Here is a 24699-nt window from a genome sequence, read left to right as displayed (position 1 = left end):
TCAGCCAACGGTTCCTGCGCGGACATGCTGCAGCCGGACATTTTCGGCTGCACGTTTACCTGCCAGAAACGCGTGATCCGAATTGTAATATTCCCACTCGCTGTAGCGACCCGACAGATGAATATCCTGAGTCAGCAGCCACTGACGGATCAGCGCCACGTTATCGCTTCGTGCATGGTCATAGACCACGTAGGCATAGGGCATATCAACCTCTGAAGCACAAAGCAGCGGATCGTCCGCAGTGATCATGCCGACCCTGATGCAATCCTGACGGCAGCGCTCAATCAGCGCATCGCCCTCCAGCGGCAGTGGGTTGGCCGCATTGTAGGTGATTTCGCAGGTTAAGCCGAATCCGCCCGGCGGATTGCAGTGTGGGCTGGCATTACCCTGCACAAAGATGCGGTGGAACAGCGTATCGCCAGGATAGTAAATCCAGTGCTTTTCGGTCAGATCAGCGCGACCAATGCCCAGATTCACACAGCGCACCGAAACAAACTGCAGCTGCTGCGCCGCCCGTTGCACACTCTCCGGCACCTCATCGCCCATCAGTTTAATCAGCTCAGGTAGCGGCATGGTGCTAATCAACTGCTCATAACGGTAGTGGCGACCATCCGCCAGCAGCGCAACATGCGCCTGCGAATAGATGCGGGTCAGCGTCGTATCCGTTTCCAGCGTACATTTCAGATGCGGCAGGAAGCCGGACATCAGTGCCTGGAAACCGCCGCGCAGCGGATAGCCAAATCGGGCGTTAGGGCCGACCGGTTTCGCCAGTGGTTGTAGTGCGCCATCGATGATCTGCGACAGATCGGGCAGTGGGACGCGTCCGCCCAGCCAGGAGGTTTCCATATCTGTCAGCGGCACTTTCCACAGCTTCTGGTTGTAGGGCAGGGCAAAGTGACGTGCGATGCCTTTACCCCAGGTTCGCATAATGAAGTGCTGGAAATCCTCTTCGCCTTCCACCATGCCGCTGCTGCTGCCCTCATCCGGAATCGCGCCATCCGCACAGCAATCCCGCCGCGCCCGCGCGCGATCCAGCGGCACGGCAGCTGTCGCCGTTGCGCCATAACGCGCCTCGATAGCCCCCAGCACGCACTCTTTTACCACCTCGACCGGCAAGCCGTGCAGCGCAGACTGGAACGGATAGCGGGTATACACGCCGTCACTGTAGACCCAGGCTTCACGTGCCTGCCAGTGCAGATTGTCGCCCAGCAGCATTTCATAGAGCTGCAACACATATGGGTCCTGCGAGAACATAATGTGACCAGCATAATCGAAGGTGAACCCCTGATCGTCAATCGAGCGGCACCAGCCGCCTGGGGTGCTATTTTTCTCCAGCAGTACGGCACCTTCGCCATAGTGATAACCGGCGCTCAGCCCGGTGGGTCCGGCTCCGATAATCAGGCACGGCACCGCATCGCTCTCCAGCATGGCCGGCGTTAAAGGTGTGACGTTAGCCTGTGCGCTGGCCTGACTGGCTGACTTCAGGGCAGGCTGACGTTGCGCGAGCGCCTGCTGGATCAGTCCATGTATCTGCTCAGCGGTGCGATCCCATGAGGTGGCATCCACTTTTGTCTGCATCCGTCCCATCAGCGCCAGCCGCTCAGCGGCACCCATCGCCATTGCCTGTTCACAAGCGGCAATAAACGCCGGGTGAGTTTCTGCTACTGCCACCTCCTCTGCGTAGTGGCGCGCCACATCGACAATCGCGGTACTGACAATCGGCAGCTGCGCCGCCATATATTCCAGCACCTTGGTAGGCGAGATGAAGCGGGTGGAGGCATTAATGGCGAACGGCATCAGACAAACATCCCAGCCTGCCAGAAATTGCGGCAGTGCCTGGTAGGGCTGCTGGCCGAGCCAGTGAATATTGTCGCGCTGTGGCAGGCTGGCGGGATCAATTTTTACTACCGGCCCAACCATAATGATCTGCCATTCGGGGTGGGTGTCTGCCAGCGTCGCAATCAGCGACAGGTCGATGCGCTCATCAAGCACGCCGTAGTATCCCAGACGCTGCGGTGGAATCGTATCCTGCAACGGATGACGATTAGTGCGATCGCGTGCCTGCTCAAAATGAACAGCATCGACACTGCTGGGAAAGCAATAGACCTGAGAATGTTTGTCACGCTTCGCTTCGTAAAGACTGGTGCCGCCGGTAAAGACCAGATCGGCGCGGGTCATCAGTGCCGATTCGCGCTGTTGCAACTGGCGCGGCGCATTCTGGAAGGCGGAAAGCTCATCCATACAGTCGTAAATTACCAGCGAGGGATCAAACGGCGTCAGCAGCGGCAGCGCCATCGGCGTATAGAACCAGATCAGCGGCTGTTCATCTTCCTCAAGAAGTGGCGCCAGCAGCAGCAACAGTGGCGCGATCTGGCTGTCATGAAAACCGGGCGCGTCGCTGTCGGTATGTGGCTGGATGACCGTGATGTTAGCGGCAGGTGAACTCTGATGCAGACCCGGTGGCCCCGACTGCCGGACCGGCTCCTCGACAAACAGCACGCGATAGTGCTGCGCCAGGCGTGTCAGAAGCTGCTGCGGACGCTGGAAAACAAATCCCCAGCGTAAATGGCTGAAAACAATGAGAACAGGTGGTTTCATGGTGTGCTCCTGACGTTGTAGTGGGGACTGAATGTGCTGCAAAAAGCGCTGCGCCTGCCGTAAAGCGTCGGCATAAGGCTGCTGTAACTGGCGGGCGTAAGGATCCGGCCCCAGCAGATCGAGATCCCATAAACCGCTGCGGGTCCAGAAGGTTGTCTCTTCCCACAAGGGACGATCGAGGATCGGATAGAGGCAGATGCCGATCAGATCAACGCCTGCCAGCTGTGCCTGCGCTACCTGGGTGGTGATTTCGCTGATCCAGGCTCCACGTCCGCTGCCAACATGACTCGTTTCCGCCAGCAGAATGGGCCGCTGGTAACGCTGCCAGACTTGCTGCAGCATCTGATGCAGTGGCTGGCGGCGGTTGTCGCCCAGATGCCAGTAAAGGCGGAGGTTTGAGCCCTGTTCCCACTGGTTATCGTGGTAGTAATTCACGCCAATCAGATCGAGATAGCGGGGTGTGCCACCCAGCTCCGGGTTACGCCTGCCGCTAAGCATGTCCCACGCCTGATACTGGGTATCGCACATCTCACGTGCCAGCACGTCACTGGTGGGATCGGCAGGATCGGGCACGATATGGATCAGCGGATCGCAGTGCAGCAGACGGGCGCGCGGATCGGCCAGCCAGATCGCATCACAGGCGGCCAGAGTGGCGCGAACCAGTTGCTGCTTGGCAGCATCCGCCCGATCCGGCGCCGGAATCGCCTCACAGGCGAACAGCCCGACCGAGATGCCCCAACTGACAAAGGAGATTTCATTCATTGGGGAGTAGACCGGCGGCTGCTGATACCAGGGCGCCAGAAAGCGGGCCAGCGCACCGCAGAACGCAGCAAAGCGACTGATAAAATCGTGATCAAACAGGCTGACGCCAGCGGGCCAGCCGTAATGGCAGATTGTCCAGCTCAGCTGGATGCCCTGCTGCTCTGCGGCCCGCATCCGCGCAGCGACCGTCGAAAAGTCATAATGCCCATCGCGTTCACATAAGCGCCAGCCGACGCTTTCGCGTACCGTGCGAATAGAAAAGGGGGACAGCGCGGCATAATCCTCTGCTACACGTGTCTGATGCTGGTTAAGATCGTTCATCGACAGCGCAATCCCGGCAGGATTGATATGGTCGGCACCTTCATAGCCGGCCTGCCAGAAACTGGTAAAAGGCGTCATGGCATCTCCCGAAAAAAGCAACACGTTTCTCTCTGACGAGCCGTCGTGAAACGGGTCAGGGCGTTACAGGTATGCATTGCAGACTGGTCGTTATGACCAGTCTGAACAGATGGGCGATCCTTGCCATAAGGCACAACCACTGAAGGACAGGCATCAGGTCCTGTGGCGGTCTTGACGAGAGATAGCAGGTGTCTACGTGCGGCGCTATCGGCAGGAAAAAGGCTGACTTCTCTGAATGTTATCGGGTTTATGGAAGCCTTACTGGAAAGTATAGATGCGAGAGTGTGGTAATCAACTTATTGAAGTAAAAAGAAAAAAGCGCAGCGGTAAAAGAATTCCAGTCAGAAACAGGATATTTTTTGGTTAGGTTTCATAATCTGTTTGATAAGCGCAACGTGAACGAAGTCAGCGCTATTTTCAGCTTTATTAACCTTTTCCTTCACATGCAGAGAGGTCAGACTCACCCGCTTTTACGTTACAGCTTCGCTTGCCTTTTGGCGGGCTGGCGACAAGATTTACTTATCACTGGCCTGAATCTGCGGGTCATCAACGGAGGGCTGCGATAATGCGTGTTCCTTTAAAACAGGATGTTTAGCAGACTATGTTCTCATTCGACTGGCACCGTTTCTTACTCAACGATCAACCGGCCACTTTTTTATTTGAGGTGGTGGCGCGGGTCCTGATCGCATATCTGGTGGTATTCACCTTTTTGAAAGTGTCTGGACGACGCGGCGTGCGCCAGCTGTCCCTGTTCGAACTGGTGGTCATCCTGACACTGGGCTCGGCATCGGGTGACGTCACATTTTACGATGATGTACCGGTGTTGCCGGTCATTATGGTGTTTGTGGTGCTTCTGGCCCTCTACCGCCTGACGACCTGGCTGACGGCACACAGCCCGCGCTTTTCACGATTTATTCAGGGCGACGTCATTACGCTGATTAAAGATGGGTTGTATGTGCTGGAAAGTCTGGATCGGCTGAATATTTCCGAAGATGAGTTCTTTATGGAGTTGCGGCAGAGCGGCGTGGAGCATTTGGGACAGGTCCGGCTGGCGCTGGTGGAGGTCGACGGTCAGCTTAGCCTCTATTTCTATGATGATAATGAGATGCGCGCCGGGCTAAGCATACTGCCGCCGGAGCATCGGCAGGATTACAGTACGGTGCCGATCAGCGCCCTTTACGCCTGCACGCATTGCGGGCAAACACAGAGGATAGAAGCCGGGCAGCCGGCCGTCTGTCCGCGCTGTCAGCGGCAGCGCTGGTCTGCGGCACTGAGCGTGCGTCGGCTGCATTAATGGCCCGTGCCTGCTTAACCTTTCCGGCTTGTCGCGTCAGTATCGCCCCGATGAGCACCGGCGAAACAGGCGCTGAGTGAGCGCTTTTGCTCTCCTTCGGCGGTGAAATTATCCGCGCTCAGCCAGGCGTTCAGGGCGCGCTGAACGTCTGGCCATTCCCGATCAATCATCGACAGCCAGTCGGTATCCCGATTACGCTGTTTTCGCGTCATGACCTGACGAAAACGGCCCTCAAATCGAAACCCCAGCCGTTCTGCTGCGCGTCGTGACGCCACATTGGTTGAATCACAGCGCCACGCGACTCGCCGATACCCCAGCGAGAAAGCCTGTTGCAGCAGCAGAAAAATCGCCTCGCTGCCGATAACACTACGCTGCATCAGCGGCGACCAGGTGACGTGACCGATTTCAAGGGTGCCATGTTCGGGTTCAATGCTGGCGAAGCAGACCACACCGCAGGGCTGCTGATTCGGCGTGCAGACAGTGAAGGGTACCAGGGCTTTATCAGCAACTTTATCTGCAATCCAGCGCTGCATCTGCATCAGCGAAGCGGGCCGCTCTGCGCTCAGCCAGGTCCAGTCGCGATCATCCGGTGCCAGCATAAAGGCCTGTAACAGCGACGCCGCATGTTCCACGCTAAGCGGTAAAAGAAGGCAGTGCTGTCCCTGGAGAGGAACGCCGTGAGGTCTGGCGACCGGCTGCCAGTCAGGCAACGCTTCACCGACCGGCTGATCAAACTGATTGATGTTCACTGGCATCCTCCTGAAGGGAATAGGGACGGGAAGCGGGAAAACTTTCGAGCTGTACTGACGGGCTATCCTGAACCGCGAGTAAACCCGTCGCAGCTTGTTCCCGCTACCCACATAACTTTGCCTGTTACTGACAGAAAATGAAAACCCTTCAGGCAGCATAGCGACACCGAATTCATTGAGGTGTGCGTATGAAAGTGAGGCTGGCCAGTACATTACTGTTTTTGCTGTTATCGTTTGGCGCGTTTTCACAACAGGTGATCAGTGAAAGTCATCCCCATTCACGCAGTGCGCGACTGCTCGAGCAGGGGAGTCAGGTGGACACGGCGGATTCGCCGGATGAACATCTGCTGGAGCGGCGGGAGTGGCGAAGCAGTCTGGAGCGTAAGCCGTTTTGAAATGAATTCCCCGGCAGAGTTCTCTGCCGGGGAGCAGGGAATGTGGCCCTGCTGGTTCATGTGACTAAATGGTGGCCTGGGAGGCTGCCATGCCAGGCACCAGAATCACCTTGCGACACTCCTCTTCGCGTTTTGCGAAAATATCGTAGCCGCGTGCGGCATCTTCCAGCGGGAGATGGTGAGTTATAATCTCTTCCGGCGTCAGATGGCCCTGCTCAATCAGCTTCAGCAGGTCAGGCAGATAAGCATGGACATGCGTCTGTCCCATCTTAAAGGTCAGCCCTTTGTCGAAGGCATCGCCAAACAGAAAGCCGTGAATAAATCCTGCGTAGACGCCTGGCACGCTGACGATACCGCCACGTCGCACTGCAGCAATACACTGACGCAATGCTTTGCCGCTACTGCCTTCCAGCTTGAGATTGGTGAGCACGGTCTCAGTCATGCTGCCTTTTGCCTCAAACCCGACGGCATCAATTACGGCATCTACACCGCGATTGCCGGTACTGTGTTCGATAATCCAGCCAGCCGGATCATCAATTTCATCGAAATTAATCGGGATTACGCCGTAACGTTCGCGGGCAAAGTTTAAGCGGTAATTATTATGGTCAATCATGTAGATCTGTTCGGCACCCTGCTGGCGGGCGCAGGCAGCACTGAGCAGGCCAACCGGTCCGGCACCGAAAATTGCCAGGCTGGAGCCCGGCTTGACCTCAGCGTTTTTCACCGCCTGCCAGGCAGTGGGCAGAATATCCGACAGGAACAGCACTTTTTCATCCGACAGCACCGACGGCACTTTGAACGGGCCTGTATTGGCTTTGGGCACACGGACATATTCCGCCTGGCCGCCAGGCACACCGCCATAAAGCTTGCTGAACCCAAACAGCGCCGCAGGTGGCGTGATGTTTTTGCGGTTCAGGATAGCGCCTCGTCCGCTATTGGTATTTTCACAGGCGGCATACTGACTCATGAGACAGAAAAAGCAGTCGCCACAGGCGATAACAAAAGGGATGACAACCCGATCACCTTTGGCCACGGCGGTCACGGCGCTTCCGGTCTCAACCACTTCACCCATAAACTCATGACCGAAGATATCGCCATGCCCGGTCCCCGGGATTTTGCCGCGATAGAGATGCAGGTCTGAACCGCAAATAGCGGTAGCGGTCACACGCAGGATAATATCATCGGCGGCTTCCAGTCCCGGATCGGGCACGTTATCCACACTGACTTTATGGGGACCATGATAAGTTAATGCTTTCATCTCTTCATCTCCTGCTGACAAGGGAATGGTGGTCAGGCCAGAAGGCGTGACTACCCGCGGGAAAGACTCAGGGAACCTGAAATCGCAACCTGCCTGAAGTGTAGTAACCCTTTGAGGAGTAAGCAGAGCGGTGCATATGACTGACCTGTATCAGCCGGGCTGACAGGGCGGATGCAGCTGGATCGTAGCGACCGGGGCGGAGGCCGAATCGGGCTGCCAGCGGGCCAGATCGGCAAAGGCACGACGATAAACCGTATCGATCTGCGCCGGAACCTGTTCGATGTAGTGAAACGCATGCTCGCGTGTTTCACCGGTGAGATTCTGCAAATAGTGCCGTGCGTCATCCAGCGTGGGGATCTGGCCTTCCGTTCCCGCCATGCGGGCGGGCAGACCGGTCCAGATTAATCCTTCAATGCCTTTCGTCTGTGCCCACTCCGCCAGCGGTCCGGTTGCGTTCTCTGTCACCGTAATCATGCCGATGCCATCGACGCGGCTGTCCGGAATCGCCTCACGAAGGCGCAATGCACGGCAGGCGCTCTCCAGTGACGCCGTGTTTAACCAGGCCCAGAGTACCTGCACCGGTTTTGCGTTCAGACAGATTGCGGTCGAGAGTTCACCGCCGTCAGCGATGCGCACAAATTCAATCGGTACCGCAGGACCATCATGATGCCACGGACTGGCCACTGGCAGGTCGCCGGTTTTCCAGATTAACGATCCCCATCCCAGGCAGGCAATCTTCATTTTCATCTCCTTTGCATCTGTCGGCGTGATCGCGACAGCGTGAGGTAAAGCGTAGTCCGTTATGCTGAATCGTTGCAGGGATCACCTTTTTAAGGGGGTAAAACCGCCACATAAATGGCATGATCGCCGTGCAGTCGCCTTGCACGATATGACGGATTTTTGCGCAACACATGCGAGTTTATCTTCGTTACTTGAAGTTTTATCGTCATGTAGTGTAAAAAGTGGCGCACGCAATCGATTACCTATGCGCGGGCGGATCAGCGGCACCCTTCACTGATCCGCTTGCAGCAGAGGCGGAGAGCGGGAGAGACCTTTTCCTGCCTGTTGGCTCAAATTAATGGCGGCTTTTTAACACGGAAAATCTGATGAAAACCACACAAACGGGCACGCTGGGTGCGCTTGAGAGTGACGTCGATACGGGATGGCGTAAAACCGACACCATGTGGATGCTGGGTTTATACGGCACGGCAATTGGCGCGGGTGTACTGTTCCTGCCAATTAATGCGGGTGTCGGCGGTCTGATCCCGCTGATCATTATGGCGGTGCTGGCTTTTCCGCTGACCTTCTTTGCGCACCGCGCTCTGACGCGCTTTGTGCTCTCCGGTAAAAATCCGGCCGGTGATATCACTGAAGTGGTCGAGGAGCATTTTGGCATCGGCGCGGGCAAGCTGATTACGCTGCTCTATTTCTTCGCTATCTACCCGATACTGCTGATGTACAGCGTGGCGATTACCAATACGGTAGAGAGCCTGATGGTGCATCAGCTTGGCCTGGTGCCACCGCCGCGTGTGCTGCTGTCGCTGCTGCTGATTGTCGGACTGATGACCATTGTGCGTTTCGGCGAGAAGATGATCGTGAAAGCGATGAGCGTGCTGGTTTACCCGTTTGTGGCGGTACTGATGCTGATGGCCTGCTACCTGATTCCACACTGGCACGGCGCGGCGCTGTCGACCCTTAACGTTCAGCCTGCGGGCAGCAGCCTGTGGATGACGCTGTGGCTGGCGATTCCGGTGATGGTCTTCTCGTTTAACCATTCACCTATCATCTCTTCCTTTGCGCTGGCGAAGCGCGAAGAGTATGGCGATGCCGCTGAGAAAAAGTGTTCGCGCATTCTGGCCTGTTCGCACCTGATGATGGTAGTGACGGTGATGTTCTTTGTGTTCAGCTGCGTGCTGAGCCTGTCGCCCGAAGATTTACACGCTGCCAAGGCGCAGAACATCACCATCCTTTCTTATCTGGCTAACCATTTTCAGGTGCCGATGATTGCGTGGATGGGGCCGCTGATTGCCATTGTGGCGATCACCAAATCATTCCTGGGTCACTATCTGGGTGCGCGCGAAGGATTTAACGGTATGGTCAATAAGGCGTTGCGCAGTCGCGGTAAGACCATCGCGCCAGCCAGACTGAATCGCCTGACGGCACTCTTTATGCTGCTGACCACATGGCTGGTGGCGACGCTGGACCCGAATATTCTCGGCATGATTGAGACACTGGGCGGACCGATTATTGCCATGATCCTGTTCCTGATGCCGATGTATGCCATCCAGAAGGTGCCCGCGATGCGTAAATACAGTGGTCACATCAGCAACCTGTTTGTTGTGCTGATCGGACTAATTGCTATCTCTGCAATCTTCTATTCGCTGGTGAAGTAACACGCAACAGGCGCATCTCAGTCACGCTGAGACGCGCCTGCTTTCCTGCCCGCCACTCGCCGTTCTTACTCTCCTCCTCCGCAATTCTGCGCCATCGCTTCGTGATTTCAGCCAGCAGTCGCGTTCCAGATCTTCTCGGACAGTAGCATCCGGTCAGCAATTTTTACATTTGTTACGTATTCGCATGGTAAAGTAAACGCGAATAATTATTATTCCTTTATGGGACAGGAGAAAAATGAAAATCGGGATTGCTGCAGCTACCACACTTTTACTGTCAACGGCCTGTGCGGCTACCACCTATCCGGTCACCGTGACCGACATGGATGGCCAGAAAATTACGCTGCAAAAAGAGCCGCAACATGTAATTTTGCAGGATGGGCGCGACGTGATGTCGCTGGCACTACTGGATCGACAGAATCCGTTTCAGCGGGTTGTCGCCTGGAACAACCTGCCGAAAAAGCAGGACACTCAGACCTGGGACCTGCTGAAGCAGCGCTGGCCGCAGGCCGCATCCATTGTGGATATGGGCTTTAACGATCAGGGACAGGTCAATCTGGAGAGCGTGCTGGCTCAGCAGCCCGATATGATGATTGCCCAGCTGCGTGCCAAACCGGCCCTGATGCAGTCAGGCGTGCTGGCGACCCTGAAAAATCTGCATATCCCGGTGCTGTTCCTGGATGATGAACTCCATCCAAAAGAGAATACCCTGAAGAGTGTGAAAGTGCTGGGCACCGTTCTGAACCGCGAAGCCGAAGCAAAAGCCTACGCAGATTTTTACCAGCAGCGCTGGGAGATGCTTCAGCAGAAGATTGCGCAGGTGCAGCACAAGCCGACAGTGTTTATTGAGCCAATTGCCGGCAACAGCGATAACTGCTGCTTTACCCACGGTCATAACGGCTGGGGCGCACTGGTAGAAGCGGTCGGTGGAAAAAATATCGGCTCAGCGTTACTGCCCGGCAGTTCAGGATTTGTGTCGCTGGAGAAGATTATCGCCATGAAGCCGGACGTCTACATCATGACCGGCTCTAAACGCCCGAACAGCAACGTGCTGCCGTTTGGCTACGGTGCCAGCCAGGCCGACGTGACCGCCACCTTTAACCGCCTGCAGAGCCGTACCGGTCTGGAGCAGATCGAACCGATAAAACAGAAGCGGGTGTATGGCGTTTATCACCATTTCTATAATCACCCTTACAACATTATCGGAATGGAAATTCTGGCAAAAGATCTCTATCCGGAGTTGTTCAGGGATCTGGATCCGACGGCTGATTATCACCACATTGTGACGCACTTTACCGGGTTACCGGACGCGCCAGTGATCCTCAGTACGCCATAACCGGATAACGCGTCAGAGAGCGATTCAGCATCCTGACGCATCTCAACGCTTAAACAGTCAGCCTGATGCGTGATTATCAGGCTGACTCTTTGATATCTGGATTACGTCAGGAAAGCTGTCCGGATATGACGCGTGTTAAGAAAGCGCTAAGCAAGCGTAATAGTGTGTAAGTTACCGGATTTTAAGACTTTTGAAGATGTCTCCCGCCACAATTATTGCCATCATGCCAATCAACGGTGCCTGAACAGCCGTTATTTTCGGAGGCAGTATCATGAAAAAAACAACACTTACGCTTATCGCTTCACTTTTGACATGCAGCACACTCTTTTCTCAGGCCTCACGGGCAGACGATCACGGAGACGCACCGCGTATGCCGGTACCACATCAGAATGATGATCATCGTCCTGACAATCGCGGTCCTGACCAGAATCGCGGCCGCGACAATCGCGATCATGATATGGGCAATCATCGCCCGGATCAGGATAACAAACGCCATGGCAGAGAGGGCCGCAATGAACGGGACCATTTCGCCTGGCAGGGGCACGACTTCCGTCGCGGCCATCCTGTTCCGCCAGAATATCGCGGTGACCATTATCGTGTAGCCGACTGGCATGAACGCGGTCTGCGTGAACCGCCACGTGGTTACCACTGGGCAAACATTGATGGCAACTATGTGCTGATTGCTGCCGCGACCGGGGTGATTACCGCGCTGGTGCTGAATAGCGCCCTGAACTGATTCCCGGGGGATGGCTCAGGCCATCCCTCTTTCTTTCCGTTTTGCTGCGCCAGCGGCTATCCTGAGACTCCACTCTGAAATTTCCTGTGTAAGGAGTCATGATGACGACGGTTAAGATGGTTGCGGTAGATATGGATGGCACGTTTCTGGACGATAACAAGCAGTATAATCGATCCCGTTTTCTCGACGGCTATCAGCAACTCACCGCCCGTGACATCAAATTTGTGGTAGCCAGCGGCAATCAGTATTACCAGCTCAAATCCTTCTTCCCGGAGATCGCCAGCGATATCGCTTTTGTGGCAGAGAACGGCGCATGGATTATTGATCGTGATGAGGAGCTGTTTTGCGGTGCCTTTGAACGACGTGATGTGGAAGCGGTCATCGACACTCTGCAAAACGGCAACTATCCCGGCCTGCGTTACCTGCTGTGTGGACGTGACAGCGCGTATTACTTCGAGGGCATGGAAGAGACCTGGCTTAAGAAGATGCGCCACTACTGTCACCGGCTGAAGCCGATTCATCATCTGAATGAGGTGCAGGATGACAGGCTGTTTAAGTTCGCACTGAATCTGTCTGACGATCACATAGAAGCACTGATGGCGGATATTGAGCGTTTGCATCAGGGCCGCGTGGCGGCGACCTCCAGCGGTCACGGTTCGGTAGATTTGATCGTGCCGGGAAATCATAAAGCGCACGGTCTGGATCTGCTGGCTCAACGTTGGGGGATTACGCACGATCAGGTGCTGGCCTTCGGCGATGGCGGTAACGATCTGGAGATGCTCAAACAGTCCGGCTTTAGTTTTGCCATGGGCAACGCGCCAGAGCGGGTAAAGCAGGCGGCGCGCTTTGAAGCACCCTCTAACAACGAGCAGGGCGTGCTGCAGGTGATTGAGCAGATGCTGGCAGGTGAGGGGCCTTTTAGCGCCAGAGAGGCTTAGCCTCGCGTCTCAGAGCGCGGATGCAACAGAATTGCGCTGAGCGGATGCCTGACCTGCCAGGGCTGGCAGGTCAGAATTGCCGGAACCGGGAAGCGAGATTCGCGTTGATCACGCCGTGATTTGCCAGGCCTGCGTAATCATCGTCTGCATCTGTTCGTGGCTGTAATTTACCAGCGAGTTTTTGCTGTTGGCACGCGCCAGAATCCACTCGACCTCGGTGCGGCTCAGTGTGGGGCCATCCTGCCAGAACGGGGTGATCGACTGCGCCTGCAGCCACTGCTTCAGAAACTGTGCCGGTGAATCCGTGGTTTCGCTGAAAAGTTGTGGGTGTAGCTCGGCCATCAGCTTTCGCTGCAGCGGCTGCTCGCTATCAGACAACAGATCCAGGAACGGAAACAGAAGCCGTCCGCATACTTCTCCGTGATGGAACGGTTTTATCGCCCCCAGTTCTCCCGCAATACCATGGATCACGCCGAGACCCGCACTGCTGAGACTGACACCTCCCAGCCACGACGCCATCATCATCGCTTCTCGTGCCTCATCACCAACCGCATCCTCGCGATTGAGTGCAGGCCAGGCCTGAATAAACTGACGCAGACCGGTCAGCGCCAGCTGTCGGGTGAAGAGATTGCCTTTGCTGGAGAGATACGCTTCGAACAGGTGGGTAAAGGCATCAATTCCGCAGGTCGCCAGCACAGAGTCAGGTGCACCTTTCAGCAGATCCGGGTCAAGAATCGCCACCTCTGGCACAAAGACCGGGTGGCGCAATGACGCTTTGATTTGAATGTCCTGCTGGTCGGTTACCACCGCATTTTGCGTCACTTCACTGCCGGTCCCGGCAGTAGTCGGAACAGCAATCAGCGGCAACGTGATGGGCTGAACGGCAGTGTCACCCACTTTTTCCAGATAACGGGCGACAGGTAAAGGATGTTGTACCATCGCACTGAACGCTTTCGCCGCATCCAGCACACTCCCTCCACCAATCGCGACTACCCGATCAACATGCCCGCGCCAGCGCGCAACCCAGCCATCAATTTCAGTGGGTGAGGCTTCATGGCTGACAATTTCGTAGCCAATAATGTGATCGTTGAGGCCAGCTTTCAGCCGGGCGTAGGCCGGGCCCTGCAGGAAAGATTGCCCGCAAAACAGCAGGGTAGGCTGTGAACGGGCGGCCAGCAGCGGCACCAGCTTATCCAGACTACCGCGGCCAAAAAGGGTTCGTTGATTACTGTACAGCTCACTCAGGTTCTCACTCACCAGTGCATCCTTTTTACATTTCACTAAAATCTGAGTGTAACGAAAAGCGCGGCGTCGACACTGGCAAACTTTCTGATAACGCATCGGCAAAAAGTTGATCACCTTCGCAAAACAGAAATTCACCGTCGGCGGGGTGATGCTTTCCTGCGGATGTTACCCTTAACATGTTATCGGTAACAGCGTTTGTCGGGATGTGTAAACATCTTACAAAGGCACTGTTTTGTCGCCCTACGGGGATCATGATAATAAATCGACACCGTATTCCGTTCGGTGCACAAGGTGGAGAAAAGCTATGCCATTACTCTATGTGGCGATCGGCGTCGCGCTACTGTTGCTGCTGATGATTCGCTTTAAGCTCAATGGATTTATCGCGCTGATCCTGGTGGCGCTGGCCGTCGGCGTGATGCAGGGCATGCCGGTGAATAAAGTTATTACCTCAATCAAAGCGGGTGTAGGTGGCACGCTGGGCAGCCTGGCGTTGATCATGGGCTTTGGTGCCATGCTCGGTAAACTGCTGGCCGATTGCGGCGGGGCGCAACGTATCGCGACCACCCTGATTGAGAAATTCGGCACAAAGCACATTCAGTGGGCGCTGGTGCTGACCGGTTTTATTGTCGGATTTGCGCTGTTCTATGAAGTCGGCTTTGTACTGATGCTGCCGCTGGTATTCAGCGTGGCGGCGTCGGCGCGTGTGCCGCTGCTCTATGTCGGGGTGCCGATGGCCGCTGCTCTGTCCGTGACGCACGGTTTCCTTCCGCCCCATCCGGGTCCAACCGCCATTGCCACGCTGTTTAACGCAGACATGGGTAAAACGCTGCTGTTTGGCACGCTGCTGGGTATCCCTACGGTGATTCTGGCAGGTCCGGTCTACGCACGTTTCCTGAAAAATATCGATAAACCGATTCCACAGGGGCTCTATAACCCGAAAACGTTTACCGAAGCGGAAATGCCCAGCTTTGGCGTGAGTGTCTGGACGGCACTGGTACCAGTGGTGCTGATGGCGCTGCGTGCCGTGGCGGAGATGCTGCTGCCAAAAGGCCACGTGCTGCTGCCCTATGCGGAGTTCTTTGGCGACCCGGTCATGGCGACCCTGATTGCGGTGCTGATTGCCATCTTCACCTTTGGACTGAATCGTGGCCGCACGATGGAACAGGTGATGGATACCCTGACCGACTCGATCAAAATCATTGCCATGATGTTGTTGATCATCGGTGGTGGCGGTGCCTTTAAACAGGTGCTGGTGGACAGTGGCGTAGATAAATATATCGCCAGCATGATGCACTCAACGCAGCTGTCACCCATCTTTATGGCGTGGTCGATTGCCGCAGTGCTGCGTATTGCGCTGGGCTCTGCCACGGTAGCAGCGATTACTGCCGGCGGTATTGTTGCACCGCTGATTGTTACCAGTGGCGCCAGCCCGGAACTGATGGTGATCGCCGTGGGGTCCGGCAGCGTGATCTTCTCTCATGTTAACGACCCTGGATTCTGGCTGTTCAAAGAGTATTTCAACCTGACGATTGGCGAAACCATTCGCTCCTGGTCTGCGCTGGAAACCATTATTTCGGTTTGTGGCCTGGTGGGTTGCCTGTTGCTCTCCTGGGTGATTTAACCTGTCGTCGCTGGCAAATCTGTCAGCGGCTCTCTGTTCTGACCGGGTGCACGACGTTAAAACTAAAAAGGGCCGCAAGTGCGGCCCAGGCTGTCACTTAATTCTGACGCCTTAGTGAGGCGGTTCAAAACCGGCTTTCACCATCTCTTCCCGCAGCGCACGTGCAATTTCACGGTTGCCGCCAGTGACCGGGTAGATCACGTTATTCACCACATCATCAAGATAGTGCTCGTCAAACTCCTGCATAGAGAGCTGCGTGCCGCCTTCATCGTTGATGGCGAAAGAACCTCTGATGTGGTTACCGCTGTTTTTGGCCTTAAGGCTGTAGCGGCCCATGCTGGTATTAATCGTGCTCATAAGATCTCCTCGCGACTCATTTCAGTCTCATCACTATTGAGGCCTGCCTTGCCGCATAAATTTTAGCCAGGAGTATTCTTTAAAACGAAAAAAGAGTGCCGGTAAAAACTGGTGTTGCGATCGCTATCCCAGAAAGCAAATAAAGAGCAGGATTGGTGAACTTTTGACCAATTGAAGCCTGAGTGAAGCGGCGCGATAAATATTCCTGTCTATACTGCCTACAGGAAACGTGTCTAATCAGTGAGGGAAAAGGAAATGAAAATTATTCTGTGGATTATCGCGATTATCTTTATCGTCGGCCTGCTGACCCTGACAGGGGTGTTCAAACTGATTTTCTGATTTTTGTAAAAGCTTCAGCGACAACGGGCACCTAATCAGGTGCCCGAACTGTTTTCTGGCTGGCCAGCAGACACTGTGTAATGGGATCCATCGGCGTCGTGGGCAGCAGATCCTGGGAATCCAGGCATTTTTTACAGTTCGCACAGCGGGCACCATGAACGTTGTGCTCTTCCTCGTGATACTCCGTAAAAACGAATCGGGTGCTTCCGCACTGACTGCAGCGTATCTTCATCACCATCCTGTGCCTCACTCTCCTTTTCATTTGCCCGGAAGGAAGCTATCCCCTCACCGGTTAAGCGGACGTAATCTATTGCCGGGTAATATTATTCCGGCTCGCCATAAGAAAAGTAGTTGCTCATAACGTTAATTGTTTGTTGCCAGATGCGAATCCGGACACTAAAAAGCACTTCATTGATCTTTCTCAAGGTTTGCCTGCTTTTGGTGAAAATATCAGCAGGTTGCCTGCTCTCACTGGGGGCAATGGCACAGCAGTCTCAATATTGTCTGAGAAAAAGTCGTTTCGGCGGATAGGAATTTGCGATCAACTGCACATTAAATAACCAGATGCGTTACGGCGGCCTCCGGAAGCAGGGAAATCGGATTTTTATGCTGAGGTTTACTACCCGCAGGACGATAAAAAATAACTGTTTTGAGACGGTTGTTATCAGTAATAACAGGAATACGTCTTAATAAGATTTTCCTTTTTAACCTCAAAACGTCACGGTGTTAAAGATCAAAAAGGTTCGCCTTTCCAGCAGGTTAGCGGAAGGCACAGGCCATACGTCTGATCCCTGCTGATGAGTGTTTCGCAAGTCGAAAAGCAGGAAAGTGTGATGCATGTACGGAAAGTCGATATTTATCACTTTTTCATCAAATCATGCTGGACAAATCCCTCAGCAATTGCTGTACTAGACCCCGACACAGTTTAGTGTCCATTTTTCATGTAAAGGTAATATAGATGTCTAAGATCAAAGGTAACGTTAAGTGGTTTAATGAATCTAAAGGATTCGGTTTCATTACTCCTGAAGATGGCAGCAAAGATGTATTCGTACATTTCTCTGCAATCCAGAGCAACGGCTTCAAAACTCTGGCTGAAGGTCAGCGCGTAGAGTTTGAAATCACCGACGGCGCTAAAGGCCCATCTGCTGCTAACGTTATCAGTCTGTAAGTTAACAGTCAGAATTCTAAAAACCCGCCTTATGGCGGGTTTTTTTATGGCTGTAATCTGCGCTTCATCCCTCACATCGTAACCTTCTGAATTGTCCCCAGGGGCGCACAAACTGCGCGGCGGTTCACAATAAATCCTCGTAACATATTTATAACAACCAGCTGTGCAGCTTTTTAGCCTGCGACGCTATATAACAGTGCTACAGAACCCGATGAGTGAGGAGACAGGATGAACATACGGCATGCGGAGTTGAGAGACAGTTTTGCGTTGAGTGCCTTGCTGAGTGAGTTAGGCTACGGCGGCACTGAAAGTTTCATTGAGCAGCGTCTGGCGCAGTTATGCAGCGATCCCAGTGAAGCGCTGTTAGTGGCTGAACTGGGCAGTCAGGTTCTGGGTTTCCTTTCACTTCATTTTATTCCTCAGCTGGCCCTGGCCGGTGATTTCGCCCGCATCAGTTACTTCTGTATTGCGGAAGGTGAGCGCAGCAAAGGCGTCGGCCAGCAACTGCTCCAATATGCCGAAACGCTGGCAGCCCGCCGTGGCTGCGATCGTATGGAAGTCCATTGCCATCAGTCACGGCTCAAGGCGAATCAGTTTTACGCGCGCGAGGGTTATGCTGAATCACCCTGTTATCTCATTAAAAATCTGCAAGCGGGTTAAATTCCCGTCCTGAGGCGATGACCAGTGCCTCGGCAATCATCTCCCGCTGTTCATCCCTGAGGCTGGCGACAGGGATTATTGCTGACCTGCTACCACAGCATTTGTTCTTTGCCAGCACTTTCTGCTTCCTATCTGGTTTCAGTACAGCATAAACAGTTGTCCGACTGCTGATTAGCGCCGTTACCTCACGTGATGCAGACACTCTCTGCATACCCATCGGGACGGCGTCCACGCAGAACACGCACTGAAGCTGTTAGCGGTATTAAGGGCGGCGAGCGATAGCGCTTAGAGGCTATGGCGGTATAAAAGAAAACAGGATGACACTGCACTGGCTGTACAATGCCGAAGCACAGCGCAGGAATAAGCGGCGATCAGGTTCGTTTTAAAGAGAACAGACAACGATCGCCGGCTCTGGTTGCGAGCATTCTCTGCAAGGGCTTAATCACTGATGAGTGACGCGGGAAGTGATACTTCTGGTCGCTGGGGGAGGAAAGAGATGATGAAAGTTGCACTGGGACAATTTGCGGTCAGCCGTGAATGGCAGGAGAACGCTGATAGCTGTCTGGCTCTGATGAAGCGGGCAGCAGAGGGAGAAGCGGATCTGCTGGTCCTGCCAGAAGCTGTTCTGGCGCGCGATAATACCGATCCCGATTTAGTGGTGAAAGCCGCACAGCCGCTGGATGGCCCTTTTATCACACAGTTGCTGGGTGCCAGTGAGCATAATGCGCTGACCACTATAATGAGCGTCCATGTCCCCAGTGACCAGCATAAAGCGCTCAATGTACTGGTGGCTATCCGCAACGGCGAAATTATTGCCACCTATGAAAAGCTGCATCTGTACGATGCATTTGCCGTGCAGGAATCGCAACGGGTCAATCCAGGCCATGTCATTCCACCGCTGATTGAGGTTGCGGGTATGAAAGTCGGATTAATGACCTGCTATGATGTGCGTTTCCCGGAACTGGCACGACGACTGGCGCTGGACGGTGCAGAAGTGCTTGTGTTGCCTGCCGCATGGGTGAAAGGCCCGCTGAAAGAGATGCACTGGGATTTACTGACCCGTGCCCGCGCGCTGGAGAACACCTGCTATATGGTGGCGGTGGGCGAGTGTGGCCCACGCAATATTGGCAACAGTCTGGTGGTCGACCCGCTGGGGGTAGCGGTGGCGAATGCCGCGGAGTCCCCGACACTACTGTTTGCTGAACTCGACCCGGAACGCGTCGTCTATGCCCGACAGATGCTGCCGGTACTGGAGAACCGGCGCTTTGCGCGTCCTGAACTCAAGTGATCTAAGGATAAAAATCCATGACGACAAAGCGAGCAAAACGCTGAGTGCTGGCACTTGTGCATACTTAATCGGCCTCTCTGAGATCTCACTCTGTTACAGATTCCAGTTGTCGCCGCAGGCAAACTGCGCGTAAATAACAGTCACCGTGATTTGAATAAGTTGAAAGGTTAAATATGGAAGGTATCAGTATTGCCAAGCTGCTGATTATCGGTGCGCTTATCGTACTGCTTTTTGGTACCAACAAGTTGCGCTCACTGGGCGGCGATCTGGGCTCCGCGATTAAGGGCTTCAAAAAAGCCATGAAAGACGAAGATACCAGCGCAACCCGAACAACCGCTGAAGACGTACCGGCAGAACGCGTCGTTCATAAAGATTAATCGGTTATTTGCTGAAAATAACTGTTACTTTTTATTTCAGGCAACGTCAGGCACGCATAAAAAAACCAGGCTGTTTCCAGTCTGGTTTTTTGTTTTTCAGGCTTCTGATAGCGGAGGCCGGCTTATTTCACTTCTTCGCCTTTGGCCTGCATATCCGCATGATAGGAAGAGCGGACAAACGGACCGCATGCGGCATGGGTGAAGCCCATCGCCATCGCTTCTTCTTTCATCTCATCAAATTCAGCCGGGCTGACGTAGCGCTGAACCGGCAGGTGGTGACGGCTCGGCTGCAGATACTGGCCCAGAGTCAGCATGGTGACACCGTGGCGACGCAGATCGCGCATCACTTCCACGATTTCGGCGTTGGTCTCACCCAGCCCAACCATCAGACCCGATTTGGTCGGGATATCCGGATGCGCTTCTTTGAACCGCTCCAGCAATTTCAGTGACCATTCGTAGTTAGCGCCCGGCCGCACCTGGCGGTAGACGCGTGGTACGTTTTCCAGATTGTGGTTAAACACATCCGGTGGCGTTGCGGTGAGAATTTCCAGCGCACGGTCCATGCGGCCACGGAAGTCCGGAACCAGTGTTTCAATTTTAATCGTGGGATTTTTTTCGCGAATGGCGCGGATACAGTCTGCAAAATGTTGTGCACCGCCATCACGTAAATCATCGCGGTCAACAGAGGTGATCACGACGTAGCGCAGGCCCATATCGGCAATCGTCTGCGCCAGTTTTGCCGGTTCGTTAGCATCAGGCGCATTAGGACGGCCATGTGCCACATCGCAGAACGGACAGCGACGGGTACAGATAGCACCAAGAATCATAAAGGTGGCAGTACCGTGGTTGAAGCATTCAGCAAGGTTAGGGCAGGAGGCCTCTTCGCAGACTGAGTGCAGCCCGTTTTTACGCATCGCGGCTTTAATGCCCTGAATACGACTGGAGTCAGCTGGCAGCTTGATTTTCATCCATTCCGGCTTACGCAACATCTCCTGCCGTTCAACAGCCACGGTTTTCACCGGGATCAGCGCCATTTTGTCTGCGTCACGATATTTGACGCCGCGTTCCATCTGAATTGGTTTACTCATAAATCAGCAGGTTCCGGTCGGATTGCGATTTGAAAGCGTTCCCACTCAAACCGGGAAGGGGGCTTTCAACTTTATTTGAAAAAAGTGCAAAAATTATATCATCACATCGCCTGCGAAGCAGCCACAGTCAGCACGGATACGTTACATATTTGTAAATTCGCATTCTGCGTTAAGGCTTAACAGGGAGATCGCCTGATATCCATTCAACATTTTCATAACCTGACAGCCGCGCAAAGGCGCTGACCAGCGGAGAACGTACCTGCTCCGTTGTCACCTCTGGCTCAAAATTTTTCAACTGGGTCATGCTCATCCCGGCGTAACCACAGGGATTGATGCGCAGGAAAGGAGATAAATCCATGGCCACATTCAGCGCCAGGCCGTGAAATGAACAGCCTTTGCGGATGCGTAATCCCAGTGAACAGATTTTCTCTTCCCCGACATAAACGCCAGGAGCATCCGCGCGGGCGCGGGCGCTGACGCCGAACTCTGCCAGCGTCGCGATCACCGTCTCTTCCAGAATGGTCACCAGCTGGCGCACGCCGAGTTTACGGCGTTTCACATCGATGAGGACGTACATCACCTGCTGTCCCGGCCCGTGATAGGTCACCTGACCGCCACGATCGCTCTGCACCACCGGAATATCGCCTGGCATCAGCAGATGCTCCGCTTTTCCCGCCTGACCCTGCGTAAAGACCGGAGGATGCTCGACCAGCCAGATTTCGTCACGACTCTGGTCATCGCGCTGGTCGGTGTAGTGATGCATGGCGTCGGAGACAGATTGCCAGTCGCACAGACCGGACTGACGGACAAAGAGGGTTTCAACTGACAAAACGATAGCCCGCTAAAGGAAATAACGTTAAGAATAACGTCGGCAAACCGTCAGGCAGAGGCGCCTTGCCGACCCGTAAATTACAGGACCATCCGCACGATTTCGATGTTGCCCAGCTCTTCGTACAGGCGTTCAACCTGCTCGATGTGGGTGGCGGTGATAGTGATGTTTACGGAGTGATAGTTGCCTTTGCTGCTCGGCTTAACTTCAGGGCTGTAGTCGCCGGGCGCATGACGTTGCACCACTTCAACCACTTGATCAACCAGCTCCGGTTGCGCCAGACCCATTACTTTGTAGGTAAACGGGGTAGGAAATTCGAGCAGCTCATTCAGTTTGGTTTTCATATTAACTCCGGTGCATAAAAAACAGGCTCCCGCCTGAGCGGGAGCATCATAATATCCTGTAATGGGGGCAGAAGGGTGATTTTTCAATCACCCCTTACGCTTAACCGAACCAGTGATGGAACATCAGTTTGATGTAATCAACGATACGGCCAAAGAAACCACCCTCAGAAACTTCGTTCAGCACCACCAGCGGACGCTGTTCAATAGTTTTGCCATCCAGCTGGAAGTTGATGCTGCCCACAACCTGGTTTTTCTTCAGTGGCGCGTGCAGTTCTGTATTGGTCAGCACATAGCTGGCTTTCAGATCTTTCATACGGCCACGTGGAATGGTCAGGTAAGCATCTTTTTCCACGCCCAGTTGTACACGGTCATTATCACCGAACCAGACTGGCTCAGAAGCGAACTCTTTGCCTGCTTTCAGTGGCGCAACAGTTTCAAAGAAACGGAAGCCCCAGGTGAGCAGTTTCTTGCTCTCAGTTTCACGGCCTTTATAGGTATGACCGCCCATCACAGCGGAGATCAGGCGCATCTGGCCTTCGGTCGCTGACGCCACCAGGTTGTAACCGGCTGAGTTAGTATGACCGGTTTTGATCCCATCCACGTTCAGGTTGGTATCCCACAGCAGACCATTACGGTTCATCTGACGGATATTATTGAAGGTGAACTCTTTCTCTTTATAAACAGCATACTCTTCCGGTACGTCGCGGATCAGCGCCTGGCCGATCAACGCCATGTCGCGCGCGGAGCTGTACTGACCTTCCGCGTCCAGGCCATGAACGGTCCCGAAGTGGGTATTCTGCAGGCCAAGCGCTTTGACGTAGTTGTTCATCAGGTTAACAAAGGCATCCTGACTGCCAGCGACATAGTCAGCCATCGCAACGCAGGCGTCGTTACCGGACTGCAGGACAATGCCACGGGTCAGCTGTGAAACCGGCACGCGATCGCCTGGTTTCAGGAACATCAGCGAAGAACCTTTAAACACCGGGTTGCCGGTCGCCCAGGCATCCGGGCCGACGGTCACCAGATCATCCTGATGAATTTTGCCCGCTTTCACGGCCTGACCAATGACATAGCTGGTCATCATCTTGGTCAGACTGGCAGGATCGCGGCGTGCATCGGCGTTTTTCTCTGCCAGCACTTTGCCTGAGTTGTAGTCGATGAGGACATACGCTTCGGCATCAATGTCCGGCACGCCCGGAATCATGGTCTTGAGATTGACGTCATCAGCAATAGCAGCATGGCTGAGAGAGATAGCGATCAGTGATCCCACTGTCAGGCGTTTCAGTAAACGAGATGATTTCAGCGTGTTCATGTGTAGGACTACAACATCCGTGAGTTTGAGGTTAAAAATGTCACTCATCATAACCAATGCCAGATTTTCTGGCACCGGGCATGATGATTGGGTTGTTAGCAGACGTAACCTGCAGTGCTCTGAACCACGGTTCAGCGACGTGTGTTCGTAATAAATGACGCGGCCTGGCCTTCACTGCTCAGGCGCTGTTGCAGCGCAGCCGCTTCGGCGCGGGAGGCATAACCACCAAGCTGTACGCGATAGACATTGTTGCCCGCGTTTTCAACCTTGCCGGGCACACCATAACGCTGGCTCAGGCTTTTCATCATCTGCTGCGCACGCGCCGGATCGTTCAGCGCACCAACCTGCACCACATAGCCATCGGCGGAACCACTGCTGGCTGCAGGCGAGGCACTGGCTGCTGCGGGTGCGGAACTGGCAGGTGCGGCGGCTGGCGGCTCGTTACCTTCCAGTACACCGTTCGCTAATGGCTGGGGTGCGCCAAGAAAGCCGCTGCTCTGGACTGGCGCGCCCATGTTGTCACTGCTCTGCAGCGTGCTGTTGCTGATGGCTTCAACATTCTGTGCAGGCGGTTCAGAAGGGGCTGCACTGCCGCCGTTCATCACCGCGCCGCCACTCAGATCCGGGCGGGCAGGCAGAGAGTAGCTCTGTTTGGCTACCACGGTTCCGATGGTGCCGGGACCTGAGAGCGTGCCGTCGGGTGCGACCTTGATGTAGTCGACGCGTACCCGCGAATTGTTGGAGATATTCAGGCGATCACCGGCAGCCCGCGACAGGTCGATAATGCGTCCCGGCGTGTAGGGACCGCGATCGTTAACGCGCACCACAATCTGACGGCCATTCGCGATATTGGTCACACGCACATAGCTCGGCAGCGGCAGAGTAGGGTGAGCCGCAGTCAGCGCATCGGGATCGTAAGCTTCACCGGTGGCGGTGCGGTTTCCCTGTGCCTCTTCACCGTACCAGGTTGCCAGACCGACTTCGCTGTAGTTCGACGGATCTTTGATGATGCGATAATTTTTGCCGTTAACGCTGTAATCCTGGCTGGTGCCCGGATTGATTGGCTCATAACGTGGCTCAACGCCTGGAATCTCTACCACCGGTCCGTTGTAAGCCGGTTGCGGCGGCGCCGTATTTTGGGGTTCGGGCGTGGTACAGGCCGCCAGAACCAGTGATGCCAGTGCAACGCCAAGCCATTCCTTACGCATCTGCAGCC

At 54.6% G+C, this 24699-nt stretch carries 23 protein-coding genes; 12 read left to right on the top strand and 11 right to left on the bottom strand.

Translation table 11 applies throughout. The features are described from left to right. Positions 1–3759 (bottom strand): NAD(P)-binding protein, encoded by a 3759-nt coding sequence (locus EE896_RS14200; protein WP_140915987.1) that lies wholly within the window; start codon positions 3757–3759, stop codon positions 1–3. Between the two features lie 601 nt (positions 3760–4360). Here EE896_RS14200 and EE896_RS14195 point away from each other — a divergent pair. Further along, positions 4361–5053, top strand: coding sequence for a YetF domain-containing protein (locus tag EE896_RS14195; RefSeq protein WP_003854056.1), 693 nt, complete (start codon positions 4361–4363; stop codon positions 5051–5053). Positions 5054–5067: 14 nt separating this feature from the next. Here the strand turns inward: EE896_RS14195 and EE896_RS14190 are convergent, their stop codons facing one another. Continuing rightward, the gene (locus EE896_RS14190; RefSeq protein ID WP_003854055.1) at positions 5068–5802 is read right to left on the bottom strand and encodes a GNAT family N-acetyltransferase; all 735 of its coding nucleotides are present in this window, start codon (positions 5800–5802) and stop codon (positions 5068–5070) included. A gap of 188 nt (positions 5803–5990) precedes the next feature. On the opposite strand from EE896_RS14190, the gene EE896_RS14185 reads away from it, so the two are divergent. Then, positions 5991–6197: a hypothetical protein gene (locus EE896_RS14185; protein WP_003854053.1), complete on the top strand. Its 207-nt coding sequence runs from the start codon at positions 5991–5993 to the stop codon at positions 6195–6197. A gap of 64 nt (positions 6198–6261) precedes the next feature. Here the strand turns inward: EE896_RS14185 and EE896_RS14180 are convergent, their stop codons facing one another. Both EE896_RS14180 and EE896_RS14175 read right to left on the bottom strand, forming a co-directional pair. Then, on the bottom strand, positions 6262–7455 hold the full coding sequence (locus EE896_RS14180; protein ID WP_003854051.1) for a zinc-dependent alcohol dehydrogenase: 1194 nt from the start codon (positions 7453–7455) through the stop codon (positions 6262–6264). Between the two features lie 150 nt (positions 7456–7605). Continuing rightward, complete coding sequence (locus tag EE896_RS14175; protein WP_003854049.1) at positions 7606–8196, bottom strand: hypothetical protein; 591 nt, start codon at positions 8194–8196, stop codon at positions 7606–7608. 365 nt (positions 8197–8561) lie between these two features. On the opposite strand from EE896_RS14175, the gene EE896_RS14170 reads away from it, so the two are divergent. The 4 genes from EE896_RS14170 (at position 8562) to EE896_RS14155 (ending at position 12855) form a co-directional block, all read left to right on the top strand. Next, on the top strand, positions 8562–9848 hold the full coding sequence (locus tag EE896_RS14170; protein ID WP_003854047.1) for an HAAAP family serine/threonine permease: 1287 nt from the start codon (positions 8562–8564) through the stop codon (positions 9846–9848). 235 nt (positions 9849–10083) lie between these two features. After that, on the top strand, positions 10084–11181 hold the full coding sequence (locus tag EE896_RS14165; RefSeq protein ID WP_078804186.1) for an ABC transporter substrate-binding protein: 1098 nt from the start codon (positions 10084–10086) through the stop codon (positions 11179–11181). 271 nt (positions 11182–11452) lie between these two features. Continuing rightward, entirely contained in the window at positions 11453–11917 is a 465-nt protein-coding gene (locus tag EE896_RS14160; RefSeq protein ID WP_078804187.1) for an RcnB family protein, read from the top strand. Between the two features lie 101 nt (positions 11918–12018). Next, positions 12019–12855 carry a Cof-type HAD-IIB family hydrolase gene (locus tag EE896_RS14155; RefSeq protein ID WP_008924994.1) on the top strand — a complete coding sequence of 279 codons (837 nt, stop codon included), beginning with the start codon at positions 12019–12021 and terminating at the stop codon, positions 12853–12855. Positions 12856–12963: 108 nt separating this feature from the next. On the opposite strand, the gene EE896_RS14150 is transcribed toward EE896_RS14155, so the two are convergent. Beyond that, positions 12964–14112, bottom strand: a complete 1149-nt coding sequence (locus EE896_RS14150; protein ID WP_039659295.1) for an iron-containing alcohol dehydrogenase — start codon at positions 14110–14112, stop codon at positions 12964–12966. 292 nt (positions 14113–14404) lie between these two features. On the opposite strand from EE896_RS14150, the gene gntT reads away from it, so the two are divergent. After that, a complete protein-coding gene (gene gntT, locus EE896_RS14145) occupies positions 14405–15721 on the top strand; it encodes a gluconate transporter (protein WP_003854041.1) in 1317 nt (438 codons plus the stop codon). Positions 15722–15832: 111 nt separating this feature from the next. Here gntT and EE896_RS14140 read toward each other — a convergent pair whose 3' ends face one another. Then, a complete protein-coding gene (locus tag EE896_RS14140) occupies positions 15833–16078 on the bottom strand; it encodes a hypothetical protein (RefSeq protein WP_003854040.1) in 246 nt (81 codons plus the stop codon). A gap of 255 nt (positions 16079–16333) precedes the next feature. Between EE896_RS14140 and EE896_RS22945 the strand changes: the two genes are divergently transcribed. The 5 genes from EE896_RS22945 (at position 16334) to tatE (ending at position 19910) form a co-directional block, all read left to right on the top strand. Further along, positions 16334–16417: a small membrane protein YohP gene (locus tag EE896_RS22945; protein WP_019105993.1), complete on the top strand. Its 84-nt coding sequence runs from the start codon at positions 16334–16336 to the stop codon at positions 16415–16417. 958 nt (positions 16418–17375) lie between these two features. Next, a complete protein-coding gene (gene cspE, locus EE896_RS14135; protein WP_006118399.1) occupies positions 17376–17585 on the top strand; it encodes a transcription antiterminator/RNA stability regulator CspE in 210 nt (69 codons plus the stop codon). A 228-nt stretch (positions 17586–17813) separates the two neighbouring features. After that, positions 17814–18245 (top strand): GNAT family N-acetyltransferase, encoded by a 432-nt coding sequence (locus tag EE896_RS14130; protein WP_003854037.1) that lies wholly within the window; start codon positions 17814–17816, stop codon positions 18243–18245. 499 nt (positions 18246–18744) lie between these two features. Further along, positions 18745–19533, top strand: coding sequence for a deaminated glutathione amidase (locus EE896_RS14125; RefSeq protein WP_140916021.1), 789 nt, complete (start codon positions 18745–18747; stop codon positions 19531–19533). Between the two features lie 173 nt (positions 19534–19706). Beyond that, entirely contained in the window at positions 19707–19910 is a 204-nt protein-coding gene (gene tatE / locus EE896_RS14120; protein ID WP_003854033.1) for a twin-arginine translocase subunit TatE, read from the top strand. Between the two features lie 122 nt (positions 19911–20032). On the opposite strand, the gene lipA is transcribed toward tatE, so the two are convergent. From lipA to rlpA, 5 genes are all read right to left on the bottom strand, one after another. Then, a complete protein-coding gene (gene lipA, locus EE896_RS14115) occupies positions 20033–20998 on the bottom strand; it encodes a lipoyl synthase (RefSeq protein WP_003854032.1) in 966 nt (321 codons plus the stop codon). Between the two features lie 169 nt (positions 20999–21167). Continuing rightward, complete coding sequence (gene lipB / locus EE896_RS14110) at positions 21168–21827, bottom strand: lipoyl(octanoyl) transferase LipB (RefSeq protein ID WP_008924997.1); 660 nt, start codon at positions 21825–21827, stop codon at positions 21168–21170. Between the two features lie 80 nt (positions 21828–21907). After that, positions 21908–22171 (bottom strand): DUF493 family protein YbeD, encoded by a 264-nt coding sequence (gene ybeD / locus EE896_RS14105; RefSeq protein WP_003854030.1) that lies wholly within the window; start codon positions 22169–22171, stop codon positions 21908–21910. Positions 22172–22271: 100 nt separating this feature from the next. Next, positions 22272–23483, bottom strand: a complete 1212-nt coding sequence (gene dacA, locus EE896_RS14100; protein ID WP_003854029.1) for a D-alanyl-D-alanine carboxypeptidase DacA — start codon at positions 23481–23483, stop codon at positions 22272–22274. 131 nt (positions 23484–23614) lie between these two features. Beyond that, positions 23615–24691, bottom strand: a complete 1077-nt coding sequence (rlpA, locus tag EE896_RS14095; protein ID WP_003854028.1) for an endolytic peptidoglycan transglycosylase RlpA — start codon at positions 24689–24691, stop codon at positions 23615–23617. Positions 24692–24699: the final 8 nt, after the last annotated feature.

This window comes from Pantoea eucalypti, assembly GCF_009646115.1.
Lineage (GTDB): Bacteria > Pseudomonadota > Gammaproteobacteria > Enterobacterales > Enterobacteriaceae > Pantoea > Pantoea eucalypti.
The sequence above is the reverse complement of the archived record's forward strand: the minus strand, read 5'-3'. Positions and strand labels throughout refer to the sequence as shown.